The organism is Sphingobium sp. WCS2017Hpa-17 (assembly GCF_031843765.1).
Lineage (GTDB): Bacteria > Pseudomonadota > Alphaproteobacteria > Sphingomonadales > Sphingomonadaceae > Sphingobium.
This window is the reverse complement of record NZ_JAVTIV010000035.1, coordinates 1-14,169: the sequence shown is the minus strand read 5'-3', so window position 1 is coordinate 14,169 and position 14,169 is coordinate 1. Positions and strand designations below refer to the sequence as shown.

Below are 14,169 nucleotides of genomic sequence, written 5' to 3'. Positions count from 1 at the left end.
TCAGTGATACTCCATCAAGGTTGTAATCAGTTTATCGGCGAACTGCTGGGGCACTGTAACGGCGAGGTTGGTCTGGAGGACGCCGCGCGTGAGCCAGCGCTGGATGTAGGTCTTTTCACCGGATACGAGAGGCATCTGGCGCCCGTCATCGCAGTAGAGCGGAGCGATCCCGTGGCCCTTGAAGAAGCTGAACCCGTATTCGTCACGGAACAGAGTGGTGATGATCTGCGTGTTGTCCGACCCGTTCGGGCCGTAAATATCGAGCTGGAAGTGGAGGCTGGTCGATCGGCTGACCTCCTTCTCCCCTTCCTCAGCATCATAGCTGTGCGCTGTCTGCGATAGCAGCTGGCGCGCGGCGGGAGTGATCATCACGAAGTCCGCCCCGCGTGGCATGTTGACGAAATTGTCCTGACCTTGAACAACCTCTATGCCATCGGGCAGCACGTCCAGAATGAACGCGCGCAGACCCTCCATGATCTGGTCTTCAGTGAGAGAGAGCGGGATAGCGCTCATGAGGACATCTGCCGGGTCAGGCCGACGCGGGACCATCCTGCGGTCGTCCACGCCTCCAGCACGGCGGTCACAACCCATGCCGAGCCGCGCAAATCGACAGGCACGGTGGGCTGATCGCCGAACAGCACAACGTCACCACCAGAGCCTTTGTCGCGGTCGATGCTGGTCAGTTGGCGATTGACGTAGGCCGCCATTTCCGTGCCGGCGATATTCTGCGCGTCGAGATGGCGAATCTCGTCCTTGGTGAGCGCCTGGACCTGCGCCGTGATGGCGACCGGATCGGCATAGATCGCCGTGCGCTTGCCGGACGCCGCCGTGCCGTAGCCTTGGCAAATCAACGCCTCGGCGGGGAGGTTGCGATTGATGCGGGTGGTGGCCCGGTTGGCTATGCCTCGCAAATTCATAGCACCTCCTTGTCCACGCTATTGAGGAGGTTGCCCGACCATACCAAGGGCTTCCCAGCCGGTGCTCGCTCGCCTGCGGCCACGTCGTGCCGGGCCTGCATCACATCAGCGAACGTCACGCCATCGCCGGTGGGAAAGCGCTGCTTCAGGAGATTGGTGACAGCGGAGTTCGCCGGGCTGCTCGTCTCCACGATCTGCTCGCGAAGCTGGCCGGCCATGCCTTCACCCATCATAGCCAAAGCCTTTTCAGCATCGAAGTCCACCGCTTTGATCAGCTCGCCGAACGCATCACCCCAATTACCTTTGTGCCGGGCGATCATATCCGAGAAGAAGGGTCGGGCAGGGATGCCCGCTTCCGGCGCACCGAAATTGTTGATGGCCGCAACCATGGCCACGGACGTGCCATCGGGATAGGTTGCGTTTTCGAGAAAGCCGACGCGGACCTCCCGCGCTTTATGCAGCTTGTCGCTGATCTCGCGGATCTTGGCGGACATTCCCCCGCTGCCGCTTACCGTCGCCATGAGTAACCCAGCCCGCCGCGTGGCTCGAAATTAGGATTCGGGCCGGGAACATAGAAGGCAAGGCGAAGCCCCCTTGTCGCCTGCCAGAAGGAAAGCCCGTATTGCGTTTGCCGAAGCCAGGGCGCGGTGCCGGGCTGGAGGCCGCTATCGAACGACACGGACACGCTGCCTTCGGTCGCGGACGTGATGGCGCCCACCGTGCCAGAGGGTGAGCCGTCCGCTTCCAGCCCGCCGTTCAACGCCGCAATGTGCGCCGTGAGCATGTTGAGCAGCATCAGGCGCCGACCCACGTCACCGACCGGCGAGGCATCGCTATTGTCGAGATACAGCCCTGCCTCAGCAAAGAAGAGGGCGGCCCGCCTTTCGCTGACCGCCCCCATCTCAGGATACCGAGCAAGCCAGTCGCGGTAGATAAAGACCGCTACGGCCATGGCTTAGTCCTTTTTGGTTTCAACCCCGTCCGGCAAATCCTTTTCGGGATTCAGGCCGGCGCGCGCAGTCTTGTTGGCGTCGTTCTTGACGGCGGCCTTCTTCGCGTCCGATTCCGTCTGCGCGATCTGGATGGCGCCGCTCTGCACCGGACCAGCACCCTTGCCGCTGATCTCGAACCATTCCTTGAAGGCGTCGGCCTCGGTCCCGGTGAATTCGGTGAGGCCATGTCCATGGAAGCGGACGGCGGTATCCGGTGCCAGGCCATTCTTGGCGAGGTTCTCAGGATCGTAGCCGACGTTCGAGCCGTTGATGTGCAGCGTCAGGTCTTTGTGTTCGACCACAAGGCCGTGCGGAAGGTTAGAGGCAACCCACATAAAGAACTCCTTAAATGCCCAGCATCTGAGCGATGGCGATCGGGCGGCGGATGATGGTCCCCCACGAACCAGCGCTGGTCTTCTGCGCCCATGCACTCGGCTCAGTGACCATCGCGTGCGCGCGCATCTTCTCGGTGTATGCCGGGAGGGCGGTGCGCTGCCCCTGATAGGCGTCGAGGATGAGCTGCATCAGTTCGCCGCCGCTGGCGGTGTATTGCGGCGCGGTAACGATGCGCATGTTCGGGAACGCCTCCTTCAGGATCGCGCGCAGGGTGATGCCGAAGTCGTTGGTCGAAACCATGTCGATCTGGCGCGTGTTCGAGATCGCCAGCGTCATCTTCGCGTCCATCGTGACGTTGCCGCCCATCTGGATCACGAGCTGCCCGAACAGCTTCTTGATGTCGTTGAACTTCTCGATCACCGACGCATAGGTCCACGTCACGCCTGCGGTCGTAATCGCCTTGACGAGCGGACTGATGGCCGCTGGCAGCGACGGGTCATTCAGCAGGCCATAGTTGGTGAGGCCGGAGACGCCGTTGAAATAGATCTCGTTGCCCACCTGCTGGAACTTGTAGGCGAGCGAATTGCTCAGTTCGCCTTCATAGTTCAGGCCGGCCGCGCCGTAGCGGGCAAGCTGCTGCTCGCCGTAGCGCTTGAACGCCTGCCAGTGATAGGGCTGGCGGGGTGTCCAGTTGGCGTTGACATCGACCGCGCCGTTGTTGCTGTAATCGCCATAGGTGGCGACCGAGCCGGTGAATTCGGCAGTCGGGAAGTACGCGACCTGATCGACCCAAGTCCCGCGCTGTGCTTCGCCGCCTAGAATTTCCACCGCATTGAGCGGCTGGAATACGATGCGGATCACCTCCGGGTCCACGATCGACGCGAACAGCAGGGGGATGCCCGCGTTTGGCGTCGTGACCATCGCAGGCTGAGCGTCACCGGCAAACCCGTCCATCAGCGTGCGCAGGTCGGCTGTGACCAGATGCGGGTTGTCCTGCGCCGCAAGCGCCCAATTGCCGCACCAGCGCTGATGGCGGGCCATCTGCTCGGGCGTGCCATCGTGCGCCAGAATGGCGGTGGTGGGGAAGAAAACGCCGCGTTCGGCGAGTTCGGTACGAAGCTGGAAATCGCGCATTGCTGGTTACCCCCGGACGCTGATCTTGGCGAGTTCACCCGCAGCGCAGACCGATCGCGTGCGCCAGAGGGTTTCGAAGTCGGTGTTCGCGGTCACGGTGATCGAGCCGCTTGCGGTCGCATTCGCGCTCATGACGGCGGTGGTACCGCTGACGCTGACCAGATAGGTATTGGCCGGGATACCAGTGCCGGTGACCGGCTGGCCGGGCGCCGCGCCTGCGCCGACGCCGGTCAGGTTGGGCGATCCGCTGGCCGTGGTGGCCGCATAGGTGGTGGTCGCGGGACTTGCCGCCACCGCTGCGCGGCAGGAGCCGTCAGCATAGGAGGCGTAGACCAGAAGGCCGGTCTTGGCGACACCAGCAGCAAATTTCGCTGCCACCGGCCCGTCCTCCAGAAGGTCGATGCCCTGCCCGGAAACGGCCTGGTTGTTGTCGCCCGCCAGAAGGCCGGCGATGATTGCGGGCTGGTCACGATGGACAAAGCCGACACGAACGTCCGAAGCGCCGGGATGGGCGCTGGTGACCTTGCCATTCGCGACATTGGCGAAGGCGAACCGGCCGATGATGGGGCCGGGCGTTCCGGCGACCCACATGCCCTCGTCGGGATTGGTCAGGGTGAAATGCGGATTGAAGCCGGTCCAGCCACCTTCGATAAAGGGCGCAGGCTTCGCAGCGGGTACGGTGGTCTGAAAAGCCATCGACTTAGCTCCGGATCAGAGGGGGCAGGTTGGGAATGACGGCGGCCAGCTTGCTTGCACCAGTGACCACCTTGCGGTCTTGCGCGATAGGCTGGCCCTTCTTGATGCCAGCGACCATTGCCTGAAGCGTGTGGATCGGCGCACCCTTGAGCGATGCAGCGCCATAGCCGTTCTCAGTCAGGCAGAAGCGATAGATCGCCTCCGCGCTGTCCATGCCGACCACTTCGCCGACATGCGGGGCCACGTCGCGCTTCGCGGTGTCGATCGCAGCGGCACGCGAGGCGCCGCGCTTTTCCGCGTCGGAAATCATGCGGCGAACCGTGGAGGCATCCATGGCTTCCTTCGGGTCTTCGTCTTCCGCGTCCTTGGGATCATCCTCGTCCTCCGCGTCGGGGTCTTCATCCTCAGCAGCTTCGGGATCCTCGTCTTCTGCCTCCTCGATCTTGTCTTCATCGAGGGCGAGGGGGGTGACGGTGCCAATCACCCCGGCAAGCGCGTCGGCGTCGATCGCCTTGTCTGCGGCCAGCTTGTCGCCCACCAGCTTGACGATCTTGTTCGCAAGCTTCTTGGGGGCGCCATCAGCGGCCATAGCCTTGGCGTCGATGCCATCGAGGGCGGGCGCGATGTCAATCTTCGCGTCGGCTGCGAGCAGGGGGCGGATGTGCGCCTGAAGCGCGCCAGAGATCATCAGCGCCGTGCGGGATTTGAGCTTCATTACTTCATCTCCGACCATAACGTCCGGTCCCGCGCGGCCTTCGATGACGAGGGCGACGTGGTTGCCCATGATGTCACGCATTACACCATCGTATTGCAAACCATCCAAAGTGCGGCCTGCGGTCATGTCTGCGCGGTAGCGATAACCGCATGAAAGCTCGCGCTTTTCCTCGTCCTCGATCGCGCGCTGATGATCGGCGCACCAGACCACTAGGCTGTTCTTGAGGTACACGCCGTCAAAAGCGCAATCGGTGCCGGTAGAGCCAATGATGAGTTCTTCTGGCAGCGCTTCGCAATCGACCGGCATGTGGCGTGACAGGATCGGAACATTGTTGAACGTCGCCGCCCCGCGCGCCAGTTCATCGGGATCGCGGTAGAGGTAATAGACCCGATCGCCGTCCAGCCCCAATTCCTGCCAGCCCGGAATCTCCTGCCCATAGTAGGGGCAGACATTGGCCTTGGAGATGTTGGACATGGCGACGTGCAGAAAGCCGTTCGCATCCCGGCTGCGAACCGAAGCGCGGTCAAGGGCGAGAAGAACGGTCGTCATCAGTGTCGCTCCAAAGCTGTAACATCAGCATAGAGCAGGGAGTTACTGCGTTGGCTCCCGTGCTACCCACATGACCGCCGTGCCAGCGGTGCAGGTGGTGCCAAACGGCAAGAGCGTCAGGCCAGTCGTCACCACGGAGAGCGATAGGACGGTGTTCTGTGCGGCGTTACAGATGCCAGTGAACGCGGTGGCCGATCGCGTCTGGATCTTGCACGGCATCTGATTGTTCGCTGTGTCGACCACCGCAGCATAGGCGAATGGGGATGTGCTGGTGAACGCTCGGGCCAGCGACACCGAGAAGGTGCAATTCGCCGCCAGAGTGGTGTTGCCGGCCTGCACAGAGGTCGGACGCGTACTGTCCTGCTTCGGCGTGCAGTTGACACCGCTGCCGATCGTGCCGTTCAGCGTGTCGCCCGAAGGCGCGACTGGGCATGCGGGCGGGATAGCAGCCTGCGCCGCACTTGCCGCGCTGCTGGCGGCCTGCACCTCGGACTTGGTGGCGAGGTTACTAGTGTCAGCCGGGGGATAGGCGACCTGACCGAAGGCAGGGGAGGCTACGATCGCGGTAAGGAACAGCAGATAGCGCATGTCGGCACCTCAATATTGTTCGATGAAGCTGATGGTCGTGGTGGCGCTGCACACGGCGTAGATCGCGGCGGCGGTATCCAGCGTGAGGGATGCGCCCACGGTCGGCGCCAGCGGGAAGCCTGTCGTGGTCGTGACGCCGGTATTGCCGAATGCGCAAGTATTGGCAGCGCCGACACTCATCGTGATCTTGTTCCGACCGGTGCGGGCGGCTGCGACCAGCGTAGAGGATGTGGTGACGCTAACTTGCCCGGTCGCCAGCGAAAGGCCGCCCTTGCTGACGACATTTGCGCCCGCCGTGCTTCCAGGGGCACGGTCCCAAGTGGTACCATTCCAGACGTAATTGCGCGATACAGTGAGAAGGCGGGCAGTCGATCCGGTCGATTGAGCATCGCTATTGTCACCGACATTCGCCAATGGATTGACGCTATCGGCTTGCATCAGAGTTACGTTTAGCGAGCCGCGCGAACCTTGCATCAGATTGCCACGCTGGCCGTCTGTCAGAGGCGAAAGCGTGCTATTGTAGACGCCGCCGACCTTGACCGGGTTGCCGGTATCGGTTGCGCCCGATGCAGCGTTGCCCTGCACCTGGGAGGCTGAGGTGCCGGTGCCGCTGGACGCTCCAATATTCGTCCCATCCGGATTGGTGACCGCAGTAGCGCGCGTGCAGATGCCCGATGGAGTGCAGGTGACAGGGAGATTTGCGGTAACCTGCGCGATAGCCGGGGCGGAGAGCGGCAAGGCGGCCAGAAAGAAGATGATGCGCTTCATTTGATTGCTCCAGTTAGCCAAAGCCGGGAATGACAGGGACGCAGACGCAGCGGCAGTTTATCGCGGTACCGGGCCACACAGGGCCTTCACCATCACCGAAATCATGGCCGCCCTTGATGTCGTAAACCTTGCCCGAGAAGGCGACATGCTCGGGGCGCGGGGATTTACCGCCCGCGCTGTGAAGCCATTTCGCCTGCGTGATGCCAAGTTCCAGATGGCGCGTTTTTGTCATGACCGCCGTGGCCTTGTTGTTCTGGTCCCGAGCGATCAGCGAAGCGCGGCGGCGGGTGACGCCTGCCGTTTTCTCCAACCCCTTTACCAGCGCGCCAAGATCGCGCCCCTGACTGACCGACTGCATAACCAGCGTCTCGACATGGGAGAGGTGCTGTTGCGCCACAGACTTGATGAGGTTGACATTCTCCGCGCGCACAGCATCAAATGCATCCCGCATGGCTGGCGTCATCTTGAAGCTGACCGTGAATCCAGATCTACGCATGTCCGCCATAAGTGATCGGTCGCAGCGATCGCGGGTCGCTTTGGCGAAATACTCAGCCAGGCTATCGGACAGTTGATCGAAGCGCTTGAGCCATCGGCGGCCAAGGCGGGAGATAGCTATCTGGATGGACTTAGCTGGCGTCTCATCCTCCCCCAGCAGCGTCGTTTCCGGCGTGGCCTTGCGCCACTCAGCTTTGATCCAATGGATGATGCTGGCATTCATCTCATTGATGAGATCCGTCAGCCGTTCTTCATATTTGGCACGAATCGGGGCAGATGGGCGCACCGGCTTGAGCATCAGGCTGCCTTCCGCTCGTCCTCTAGGTCGGGATATTCTTCGTCCCCATCGGTCAGCGGCTCAGGCGGCGCGCCACTCAGGTCCACGCCGTGATAAAGACTGGTTTCGTCGTTCTGGAGGCTTTCGCGCACCTCTTCCGGCGACACGACGCCGCGATCGACATAGGAGCCGTGGGCATCGGCATCACTCTTGCGAATGTCCGCCTTGTCCTTGTCGCTCATTTCCCAAAGCGGCACGAACTCGAATTTGATCTTCTGGTCCACTTCACCGAATAGCGACAGTTGGATCACGTCCAGCAGCGTCTCCAGCGGAGGCCGACAGACACGCCCGACATAGGACAGGATGGCGTCATAGAAGGCCCGGAACTCACCTTCCGACGACGCATTGAGGCCAGTTGGGGTGATGCCGAGCAACAGAATGAGGGGGATGCTCGACACGCTCGACATCTGCTCCTGGGACTGCGCCAGCAGCTTGTCGACGCCTGACAAAGGGACGGAGACGTTGGCGAAGTCCTCAGTGTTTTTGTCGATCGCGAACGTGCCGCGATTTGTCCGCATTTTGTTGAATAGGTCGATGCGGTTGAATAGATCGCCGGCCGCGCCACCATTCAGCACCGCCTCCATATCAGTCTTCAGCACCATGACCGAGAAGGCGTTGACGAGATCGCTGACGGACTGCCGCGTGCGAAGCCAGTTATCGACATAGGGCTTGCACATCTGCGTCAGCGACACGCCGCCGAATGCATAGGCAGGCTTCAGCATGTTGGGCATTTCGTGGCCAACCATCGTCAGCAGCCGGGAAGCGTGAACCTCTCGGCCAGAGACGTACCAAGAACGCGGGCGGTAGAAGTCCGGAGAAAGCGGGTTTTGCGCGTCGTAGGGGCCGGGGTAGCTCCACATCGGCTCAACAAGCGATAGGCGCTGGATCGGGCGCCTGGGGTTCACCTTCTCCTTCTTGACCGACAGGCGCACCGCCAGCTCGTTATCCTTGTCAAAGTCTCCGAAGTCCATGAACAGGTGGATGCGACCGAAGAAGCATTCCTTCTCGATCGCGCGGCGGAACTGCTCTTTCACGTCGAGGCGCTGAAGCTCCTCCTCGATCTTCTGGACCTTGGCCTTGTCGCCCTTGATCTTGATCCATTTGCGGGTGCAATGCTCAGCCCAGATGGAGGCGATCTTGCGATATTCCGCGCGCTGGCTCAGCTCGGCCAGATAGGGATAGCCGAGGAAGCCCAGCCCCTCGGACATCATCTGCGAATAGGCGGACGATGCCACCTGATCGAGAGATGGGAGGCTATCGAGCGCCATTCCCGAAGGCAGAACGCCGCGCAATGGGGTGGGGCGTGCGAACGTCTGCTCAGGCAGGAAGGTCACCGCGCCGTTGCGTTCGGCCTCCCATAGAGCCGCCTGGCTGATGTGGAGGCGGCGCTTTTCCTCAACCTCTACCGGCTGAGAGGTTGTGCTATTCCAGAAGGCGCGCCACGCGGCGCGGATGCGAGAGAACATAGACCTTCCGTTCATGCGAGCGTGTAAGGTCCATGATAGGGCTGTTCACGCCGCCGCCAGCGCCTCCGAACTGATCGACATGACGCGCTTGGTATGGGCGAAAGCCATGACCACCGCATCAGCGAGGTTGTGCGAAGAAATGCCGCGCTTCTTGAGTGCCTTCTTGCCCTCGGTCTTCTGTTTGCCGTTGACGATCTCCTTTCGTGGCCCGGTCAACTCTCCCTTGAGCTTTTCTCGGAGCGGCAGACTAGAAGGGATGGATATCATTTTCTCCCTATCATGGGGTAGGCCATTACGAGCGAGCCAGGTGTTATAAAACCTATCGGCCAACATCCCCCAGCCTTGGGCCTTCAAATTCAGCCACATATCGCCGTGGGTTTTCCCAAGCTCATAGTGTCGATCTGGCATTGCGGGGCCTTCCGATGCCGTCCAACCTTTAAAGGAGAAGTTGCGGATGGTTCCCGGTGCCTTTGCCTGCACCTCCCTGTGCAGCCTCCTGAACTCCGAAGGAACAGACGCACCCACGCCAATGTCATCAATGTTGAGCGTATCTACCCCCTCTTTAAGCAGGATCGGATGCGCATATGCAGCGGCGGCGTTCGGGTTCTCGTCCTGCCACTCCAGCAAATCCATCAGGACGCAGCCATAGCGCCAGGCCAGCGCGTTCGGATCGTTGGCCTTGGGTGCAATAATGTCGCCCTCTATGCCGCCTGAAATGTCCATTCCACCGATCTTGCCGCCGCCTTTGGGGAAGTCGGGGATAAGGATATGCGCATCTATGGAGGCGTCGAACCACTTGCCCTTGATGATGGACATTTCGTCACTGGATAGGGCGCGGCCAAGATAAATGTGGTTGTAGGAATCCTCATCGACCAACTTGAGTCGCTCAGCCTTCTTTCTCGCCGTGTCAGATAGGAAAGGGTTTTCGTCATAATTGATATGGCGGATAATGCAGTCGTCCCCGAGTAGCTCAGGCAACTTGGTTTGGACAAAATCCGTCTGGGAATAGGGGTTCCACAAAATCCATATCTCGGATCCATTCTTGCGGATGGTCGGGTCGATAACAGCCCACTGATCTTCAGTGAGGCCCTCACCCTCCTCGATCCAACATATATCTACACCTTCTGTGCCTTTGATTTCAGCAATGTTGCGCGCGATTCCGTAGAACAAGAATTCTGATCCAGTCTCCTTGTGCTTAATCGAGGTTGCACCGATATCGAACTCGCCATCCCAACCGGCGGCGATGATTTTCTCTTTGATGACGGTGTAGACACTATCCGTGATGCGGTTTTGAAACTGCCGGATGCACATGAATTTCAACGAGAAGTTGCGCGCCAGAAAGGCCGCCATCCCGCCCGCGTCTTGCGTTTTGGACGAAAAGCGTCCGCCCTTGAGCAGCTTGTAGGGCTTGCGCGTCTTCCAGAATGGCCGCAGGTTTGGGTTGAGCTGAAACATTATTCGGCGCTGTAGAAATCATCCAGAGTGCGGCCCTTTGGCGACATGCTGCCATCCGAACTGGTATGATCAACTTTGTCCCGCAGGTGGCCGTACAGCTTCGCCAGTCCCATCGTCGCACTGACAGCGGCGGCCGGCGTTTCACATTTCCGCGCGAAATCGCGATCCTCCTTCAGCAGTTTCGCGATGTCATCGACCGTCATGTTGTGGCGCTCAGCGTGGGCCGCCTTCAATTCAGCGACCCTTACCGAAATCTTATCCTGCGCCAGTAATTGCGACGCCTTCACGTTGATCGTGGGCGCCTTCATCCGCTCAGCGCTGTAGGACTGGCGGTAGGCCTCTGAGGCGTTGCCAAGCTCGACATACAGCTGGCAGAACTTTTCCTGCTTCGGAGTCATCGCCCTATCATCCTCCCCGCATTACGAGCCTTGCCGATCACGGTCACGACCACACCATTCTCGATAACGAAACGCTCACCATTTCTGCCGATGACGACAGGCGCGCCGAAGTCGTCCGCAGTGGCCAAAGCAGGACTTCTCATCTCCGCACGGATCACGGCCATGTCGATGCCCTTCACGCACTCCAGATATCGCAGAACGGCAAGGTCGCTTATGCTCACGTCCATCATAGCCTCGCAGGTTCCCAGCCAAGGCGCCGCGCCTTGGCCATCAATTCTTCATCGGTCAGAACGTAACCGTTGCGGTTCCAGAAGAGGCCGCCGCCACGCTTGGGCACTTGGCCTTTCTCATCGCAGCGATAGACGGCTGCGAACCGGCGCAGAAAGTCCGCTGCCTGTCCCACGCTGGTATAGTCGCGCACAACCCGGAGCGGGGCTTGCTTGAACATCTGCTGCCGAAACGTAGGCTGGCGATATCGCGTGCGCTCATGAGGCAGCAGGCCTATTTCCCGCCGCCACCGGGTCACGGTGGACAGGCTGGAGCGGTAATGCTTGGCCGCGCCACAGGAGCCGAGTTTGCGCAGGATCATGGCAAGATCATCCGGAGGCGGCTTCCGCATTGCTGAATAGGCGCATGACTCACATCGCCCGCGTGAATAGGCGCTGATGGGCGTCCCGCATTCACGACAAGAGCGCGGCTTCCGGGTGGCGCGTTGCAGCTTCGGCAGCTGCGCATCAAGCGTAGGTCCGCCATTATGACCGATCGACGCGCGCACTTCCGCCCAAGTGAATAGGTCTGTGGCAATACCCTTCACCCGATCGCCCTCCAGTAAGATTGCGCGATGTTGGTCATGCTCACCGCCCCAACCTCTCAAAATGCCGGTCCATGATTTCGCGGCCCTTGTTGGATATCGAAACCAGCACCTTGCGCCGGTCCCGGATGTGGCTGACCCGCTCTGCAAGCCCCGATCTGCACAGAGTTGAGATGTGCCTAAGCGCCGTTGTCGATGGCCCATGCGAGGCGATGCACAGGCTCGATACTGTCGGACACCGCCGGGCCAGATAAAGCTCAAGCAGCATGTTCCACGCCTCCTCGCGCAAGTGGCGAAGGGCTGGGTTGTTCTTGCGCTCACGGATCTCGAAAGCGAGGGTTTCCGGATCAAATCGTGGCTGGGCGGCGACCGCCCGGCGCGTGAATTCGTCTGCCAGCGATCCGAGGATCTTTGCGACGGCGATGTCTGGGGTGGAGGCGATGTTCATCGAGGAAACTCCCCCATCCCATCAGGCTTCTTGCACGACCAGCACAACCTCGGCCGCGCTTGCCCCTCGTCGCGCTCGCGGGCGCCGCAGAGGCATTCGATTTCGCGGATTTTCTTCATGCGGCACCTGCAATTCTTGGTATAAACTGAGCGATCGAGCCCGTTTGCGGCTTGTCGCGACGCGGTGGCGGTTTCTCGGTCTGGGCCAGCTTGGCCCGCTGAGCATGGAACTCAGCCTCCGTGATCTTGCCTTCCCGAAGCTGGTCAAACAGGCTCCCACCGGCGATGCTGGACTTGGCAGCGGCGGCGGGTTTCGCGGCCTCACCATCGGCGCGCTCCAGCATTTTCTGGAAGTTTTCCGGGCTTTTCAGCAGCCAGCCAAGGCTACCCTCGGTCCATTTCCCGCTGCGGCCGGAATGGAAATCCGACCGGCACATCGCCCCGATTGCGGCTAGAACCGCGCTCTCTCCATGCTCGGCGACCCGGCATCGCAGGTGCTTGCGGCGATCGGCGTTCAGCTTCCGAGCCTGCGGCAGCGGTGTGCCAGCGATCTGGCGGTTCCAATCCTCCACAACCCGATCCGAAAAATCCGAAAGGGGATCAACAGCGTTAGCTGTTGGGGTTACGGGTGGGGGGTTAGAATATATATCATTGGGGGGAGGGGGTGCGGCGGATTCCACCGGAATTCCATCGGAATTCCTATCACGATTGCGCTTGCGTTCACGGTCATAAGCGCGGCGCTTTTCGGCAACCGGGTCGAGCTTTACGGGCTGCGCAGCCTCCATCTCCGCAATCGCGCGCACAAGATCATCACCAGAAACCCCAGCGGCAATCAGGTGCTTCACGGCGGTTGCGATGATGCTCATATAAGCGCCGCCAAATGCGCGGGCAGCGGGGATTCCTCATTCATCGACTGAAGACCGACGCGCAGCCAATCGGCGACCGGTGCGCCAGTGGCAGCGCACTCAGATGCAGCAAGCCATGTCACCATAGACACATGCATGAACAGGTCTTCAGACATGTCGAACCATTCGCCTTGGACGCGCTGGGCATCGAATTGCTCGTGGATGCGCTTTTCGTCGGCCATAGAACCGGGATGGCAGGCAATCAGAACTAGAGGCGCGGCAGAGCCAGTTTGGAGAGCGCGCAGGCGGTGCATCACGTTGCCGGATGTAAATCCGATCTTCACTCGCCTCGTTTCGGTGCAGGCGATATAATAGACGAAGCTATTCATGCCAGCGCCTCCAGAAGGCCGGTGAACGCCGGATCCCGGCGCAACCTCTCGACGCGCTCCAATCCGCTGATGACGCTGGTGTGATGCCGGTTCAGCAGGCGCCCGATGGTGGCTAGCGAAAGCCCGCGCGCCCGAAGTATCGCCATGATAGCCCAGCGCACCATGCAGATGGGGCGATCCCGGGCCGGGCCGCGCAGGATGGACACCGGGTATCCGCTGATTTCGGCGGCGCGTTCGATGATGAGAGAGGATGTCACGCGGCCACCACCTCCACCACGACCTGTCCCGGCTTCTCAGCGGCGCGAAACTCATACGACGGCAGGAACCGCTTATCGTTCACGCCAAGCGCCTCAGCGATGCCATCGACATAAGCCTTCATGCGGGCTGCGAAATTGACCCGATCGCCACGGTTGTCAGGCGGCGTAAACGTGATGCGGATGCCGATGTCGCCAGCCTCGGATGGGCGGTAGTTGCAGCGGCGCAACGCAGCCTGAGCAACAGCCTTGGCCAAAGCCCGGCGCGCCTGAACCTCCTTGATCTTTTTCCATTTGCCCATGCCGTCGCCGCCCGTGTGACCGGACAGGATTGCGGGCGGGAAGGGTAGTGATACGATCATCATGCACTCACTGGTTTCATCCTCGCCCCGGATTGCTCCGGGGTCCGGTGAAGCCAGCAGTCACTCCATGCCGAGCGCGGCCAGATAGGTCTGGAGGATATGCTCCATTTCCTGCCGATCGTGCGGCTGCATCTTCCGCAGCTTGATAATCTGACGCATGATCCCGGCGTCGTAACCGTTGGCCTTAGCTTCCAGATAGACGTCCTTGATATCGT

The 14,169-nt window shown here is 60.8% G+C and carries 22 protein-coding genes; all 22 read right to left on the bottom strand.

Going from position 1 to position 14,169, the window contains the following annotated elements; all coding sequences use genetic code 11:
* A complete protein-coding gene (locus RQH62_RS23540) occupies positions 1 to 513 on the bottom strand; it encodes an LIC_12616 family protein (RefSeq protein WP_311271082.1) in 513 nt (170 codons plus the stop codon).
* On the bottom strand, positions 510 to 917 hold the full coding sequence (locus tag RQH62_RS23535) for a hypothetical protein (protein ID WP_311271081.1): 408 nt from the start codon (positions 915 to 917) through the stop codon (positions 510 to 512). The genes RQH62_RS23540 and RQH62_RS23535 overlap by 4 nt, the downstream gene beginning before the upstream one ends.
* Positions 914 to 1,411 carry a hypothetical protein gene (locus RQH62_RS23530; RefSeq protein ID WP_311271080.1) on the bottom strand — a complete coding sequence of 166 codons (498 nt, stop codon included), beginning with the start codon at positions 1,409 to 1,411 and terminating at the stop codon, positions 914 to 916. The genes RQH62_RS23535 and RQH62_RS23530 overlap by 4 nt, the downstream gene beginning before the upstream one ends.
* Before the next feature lie 14 nt (positions 1,412 to 1,425).
* Positions 1,426 to 1,869, bottom strand: a complete 444-nt coding sequence (locus RQH62_RS23525) for a DUF4054 domain-containing protein (protein ID WP_311271079.1) — start codon at positions 1,867 to 1,869, stop codon at positions 1,426 to 1,428.
* A gap of 3 nt (positions 1,870 to 1,872) precedes the next feature.
* A complete protein-coding gene (locus tag RQH62_RS23520) occupies positions 1,873 to 2,211 on the bottom strand; it encodes a hypothetical protein (protein ID WP_311271078.1) in 339 nt (112 codons plus the stop codon).
* A gap of 43 nt (positions 2,212 to 2,254) precedes the next feature.
* Positions 2,255 to 3,379 carry a hypothetical protein gene (locus tag RQH62_RS23515; RefSeq protein WP_311271077.1) on the bottom strand — a complete coding sequence of 375 codons (1,125 nt, stop codon included), beginning with the start codon at positions 3,377 to 3,379 and terminating at the stop codon, positions 2,255 to 2,257.
* 6 nt (positions 3,380 to 3,385) lie between these two features.
* Positions 3,386 to 4,075 carry a hypothetical protein gene (locus RQH62_RS23510; protein WP_311271076.1) on the bottom strand — a complete coding sequence of 230 codons (690 nt, stop codon included), beginning with the start codon at positions 4,073 to 4,075 and terminating at the stop codon, positions 3,386 to 3,388.
* A gap of 4 nt (positions 4,076 to 4,079) precedes the next feature.
* Positions 4,080 to 5,339, bottom strand: a complete 1,260-nt coding sequence (locus RQH62_RS23505) for a DUF2213 domain-containing protein (RefSeq protein WP_311271075.1) — start codon at positions 5,337 to 5,339, stop codon at positions 4,080 to 4,082.
* A 42-nt stretch (positions 5,340 to 5,381) separates the two neighbouring features.
* Positions 5,382 to 5,927, bottom strand: a complete 546-nt coding sequence (locus RQH62_RS23500) for a hypothetical protein (protein ID WP_311271074.1) — start codon at positions 5,925 to 5,927, stop codon at positions 5,382 to 5,384.
* 9 nt (positions 5,928 to 5,936) lie between these two features.
* A complete protein-coding gene (locus RQH62_RS23495) occupies positions 5,937 to 6,695 on the bottom strand; it encodes a hypothetical protein (RefSeq protein ID WP_311271073.1) in 759 nt (252 codons plus the stop codon).
* Positions 6,696 to 6,708: 13 nt separating this feature from the next.
* Positions 6,709 to 7,488, bottom strand: coding sequence for a phage minor head protein (locus tag RQH62_RS23490; protein WP_311271072.1), 780 nt, complete (start codon positions 7,486 to 7,488; stop codon positions 6,709 to 6,711).
* The gene (locus RQH62_RS23485; RefSeq protein ID WP_311271071.1) at positions 7,488 to 8,861 is read right to left on the bottom strand and encodes a DUF1073 domain-containing protein; all 1,374 of its coding nucleotides are present in this window, start codon (positions 8,859 to 8,861) and stop codon (positions 7,488 to 7,490) included. The genes RQH62_RS23490 and RQH62_RS23485 overlap by 1 nt, the downstream gene beginning before the upstream one ends.
* Positions 8,862 to 9,038: 177 nt before the next feature.
* Positions 9,039 to 10,448: a PBSX family phage terminase large subunit gene (locus tag RQH62_RS23480; protein ID WP_311271070.1), complete on the bottom strand. Its 1,410-nt coding sequence runs from the start codon at positions 10,446 to 10,448 to the stop codon at positions 9,039 to 9,041.
* Positions 10,448 to 10,846: a terminase small subunit gene (locus tag RQH62_RS23475; RefSeq protein WP_311271069.1), complete on the bottom strand. Its 399-nt coding sequence runs from the start codon at positions 10,844 to 10,846 to the stop codon at positions 10,448 to 10,450. The genes RQH62_RS23480 and RQH62_RS23475 overlap by 1 nt, the downstream gene beginning before the upstream one ends.
* Complete coding sequence (locus RQH62_RS23470; RefSeq protein WP_311271068.1) at positions 10,843 to 11,025, bottom strand: hypothetical protein; 183 nt, start codon at positions 11,023 to 11,025, stop codon at positions 10,843 to 10,845. Before RQH62_RS23470 ends, RQH62_RS23475 begins: the two co-directional genes overlap by 4 nt.
* 47 nt (positions 11,026 to 11,072) lie before the next feature.
* Positions 11,073 to 11,435, bottom strand: a complete 363-nt coding sequence (locus RQH62_RS23465; RefSeq protein WP_311271067.1) for a hypothetical protein — start codon at positions 11,433 to 11,435, stop codon at positions 11,073 to 11,075.
* Between the two features lie 265 nt (positions 11,436 to 11,700).
* Positions 11,701 to 12,105, bottom strand: a complete 405-nt coding sequence (locus RQH62_RS23460) for a hypothetical protein (protein WP_311271066.1) — start codon at positions 12,103 to 12,105, stop codon at positions 11,701 to 11,703.
* Positions 12,106 to 12,220: 115 nt separating this feature from the next.
* Positions 12,221 to 12,970 carry a hypothetical protein gene (locus RQH62_RS23455; protein ID WP_311271065.1) on the bottom strand — a complete coding sequence of 250 codons (750 nt, stop codon included), beginning with the start codon at positions 12,968 to 12,970 and terminating at the stop codon, positions 12,221 to 12,223.
* Entirely contained in the window at positions 12,967 to 13,338 is a 372-nt protein-coding gene (locus RQH62_RS23450; RefSeq protein ID WP_311271064.1) for a GIY-YIG nuclease family protein, read from the bottom strand. Before RQH62_RS23450 ends, RQH62_RS23455 begins: the two co-directional genes overlap by 4 nt.
* On the bottom strand, positions 13,335 to 13,595 hold the full coding sequence (locus RQH62_RS23445) for a helix-turn-helix domain-containing protein (protein WP_311271063.1): 261 nt from the start codon (positions 13,593 to 13,595) through the stop codon (positions 13,335 to 13,337). Before RQH62_RS23445 ends, RQH62_RS23450 begins: the two co-directional genes overlap by 4 nt.
* Complete coding sequence (locus tag RQH62_RS23440) at positions 13,592 to 13,957, bottom strand: hypothetical protein (RefSeq protein WP_311271062.1); 366 nt, start codon at positions 13,955 to 13,957, stop codon at positions 13,592 to 13,594. Before RQH62_RS23440 ends, RQH62_RS23445 begins: the two co-directional genes overlap by 4 nt.
* A gap of 57 nt (positions 13,958 to 14,014) precedes the next feature.
* Positions 14,015 to 14,169, bottom strand: a 155-nt coding sequence (locus RQH62_RS23435) for a DUF2312 domain-containing protein (protein WP_311271102.1), incomplete at its 5' end; no start/stop codon positions are given.

What these genes read in the sequence shown, in the direction of transcription:
- RQH62_RS23540 (WP_311271082.1), bottom strand. Translation starts at nt 513, where the DNA reads ATGAGCGCTATCCCGCTCTCTCTCACTGAAGACCAGATCATGGAGGGT.
- RQH62_RS23535 (WP_311271081.1), bottom strand. Translation starts at nt 917, where the DNA reads ATGAATTTGCGAGGCATAGCCAACCGGGCCACCACCCGCATCAATCGC.
- RQH62_RS23530 (WP_311271080.1), bottom strand. Translation starts at nt 1,411, where the DNA reads ATGTCCGCCAAGATCCGCGAGATCAGCGACAAGCTGCATAAAGCGCGG.
- RQH62_RS23525 (WP_311271079.1), bottom strand. Translation starts at nt 1,869, where the DNA reads ATGGCCGTAGCGGTCTTTATCTACCGCGACTGGCTTGCTCGGTATCCT.
- RQH62_RS23515 (WP_311271077.1), bottom strand. Translation starts at nt 3,379, where the DNA reads ATGCGCGATTTCCAGCTTCGTACCGAACTCGCCGAACGCGGCGTTTTC.
- RQH62_RS23510 (WP_311271076.1), bottom strand. Translation starts at nt 4,075, where the DNA reads ATGGCTTTTCAGACCACCGTACCCGCTGCGAAGCCTGCGCCCTTTATC.
- RQH62_RS23505 (WP_311271075.1), bottom strand. Translation starts at nt 5,339, where the DNA reads ATGACGACCGTTCTTCTCGCCCTTGACCGCGCTTCGGTTCGCAGCCGG.
- RQH62_RS23500 (WP_311271074.1), bottom strand. Translation starts at nt 5,927, where the DNA reads ATGCGCTATCTGCTGTTCCTTACCGCGATCGTAGCCTCCCCTGCCTTC.
- RQH62_RS23495 (WP_311271073.1), bottom strand. Translation starts at nt 6,695, where the DNA reads ATGAAGCGCATCATCTTCTTTCTGGCCGCCTTGCCGCTCTCCGCCCCG.
- RQH62_RS23490 (WP_311271072.1), bottom strand. Translation starts at nt 7,488, where the DNA reads ATGCTCAAGCCGGTGCGCCCATCTGCCCCGATTCGTGCCAAATATGAA.
- RQH62_RS23480 (WP_311271070.1), bottom strand. Translation starts at nt 10,448, where the DNA reads ATGTTTCAGCTCAACCCAAACCTGCGGCCATTCTGGAAGACGCGCAAG.
- RQH62_RS23475 (WP_311271069.1), bottom strand. Translation starts at nt 10,846, where the DNA reads ATGACTCCGAAGCAGGAAAAGTTCTGCCAGCTGTATGTCGAGCTTGGC.
- RQH62_RS23465 (WP_311271067.1), bottom strand. Translation starts at nt 11,435, where the DNA reads ATGATCCTGCGCAAACTCGGCTCCTGTGGCGCGGCCAAGCATTACCGC.
- RQH62_RS23460 (WP_311271066.1), bottom strand. Translation starts at nt 12,105, where the DNA reads ATGAACATCGCCTCCACCCCAGACATCGCCGTCGCAAAGATCCTCGGA.
- RQH62_RS23455 (WP_311271065.1), bottom strand. Translation starts at nt 12,970, where the DNA reads ATGAGCATCATCGCAACCGCCGTGAAGCACCTGATTGCCGCTGGGGTT.
- RQH62_RS23450 (WP_311271064.1), bottom strand. Translation starts at nt 13,338, where the DNA reads ATGAATAGCTTCGTCTATTATATCGCCTGCACCGAAACGAGGCGAGTG.
- RQH62_RS23440 (WP_311271062.1), bottom strand. Translation starts at nt 13,957, where the DNA reads ATGATGATCGTATCACTACCCTTCCCGCCCGCAATCCTGTCCGGTCAC.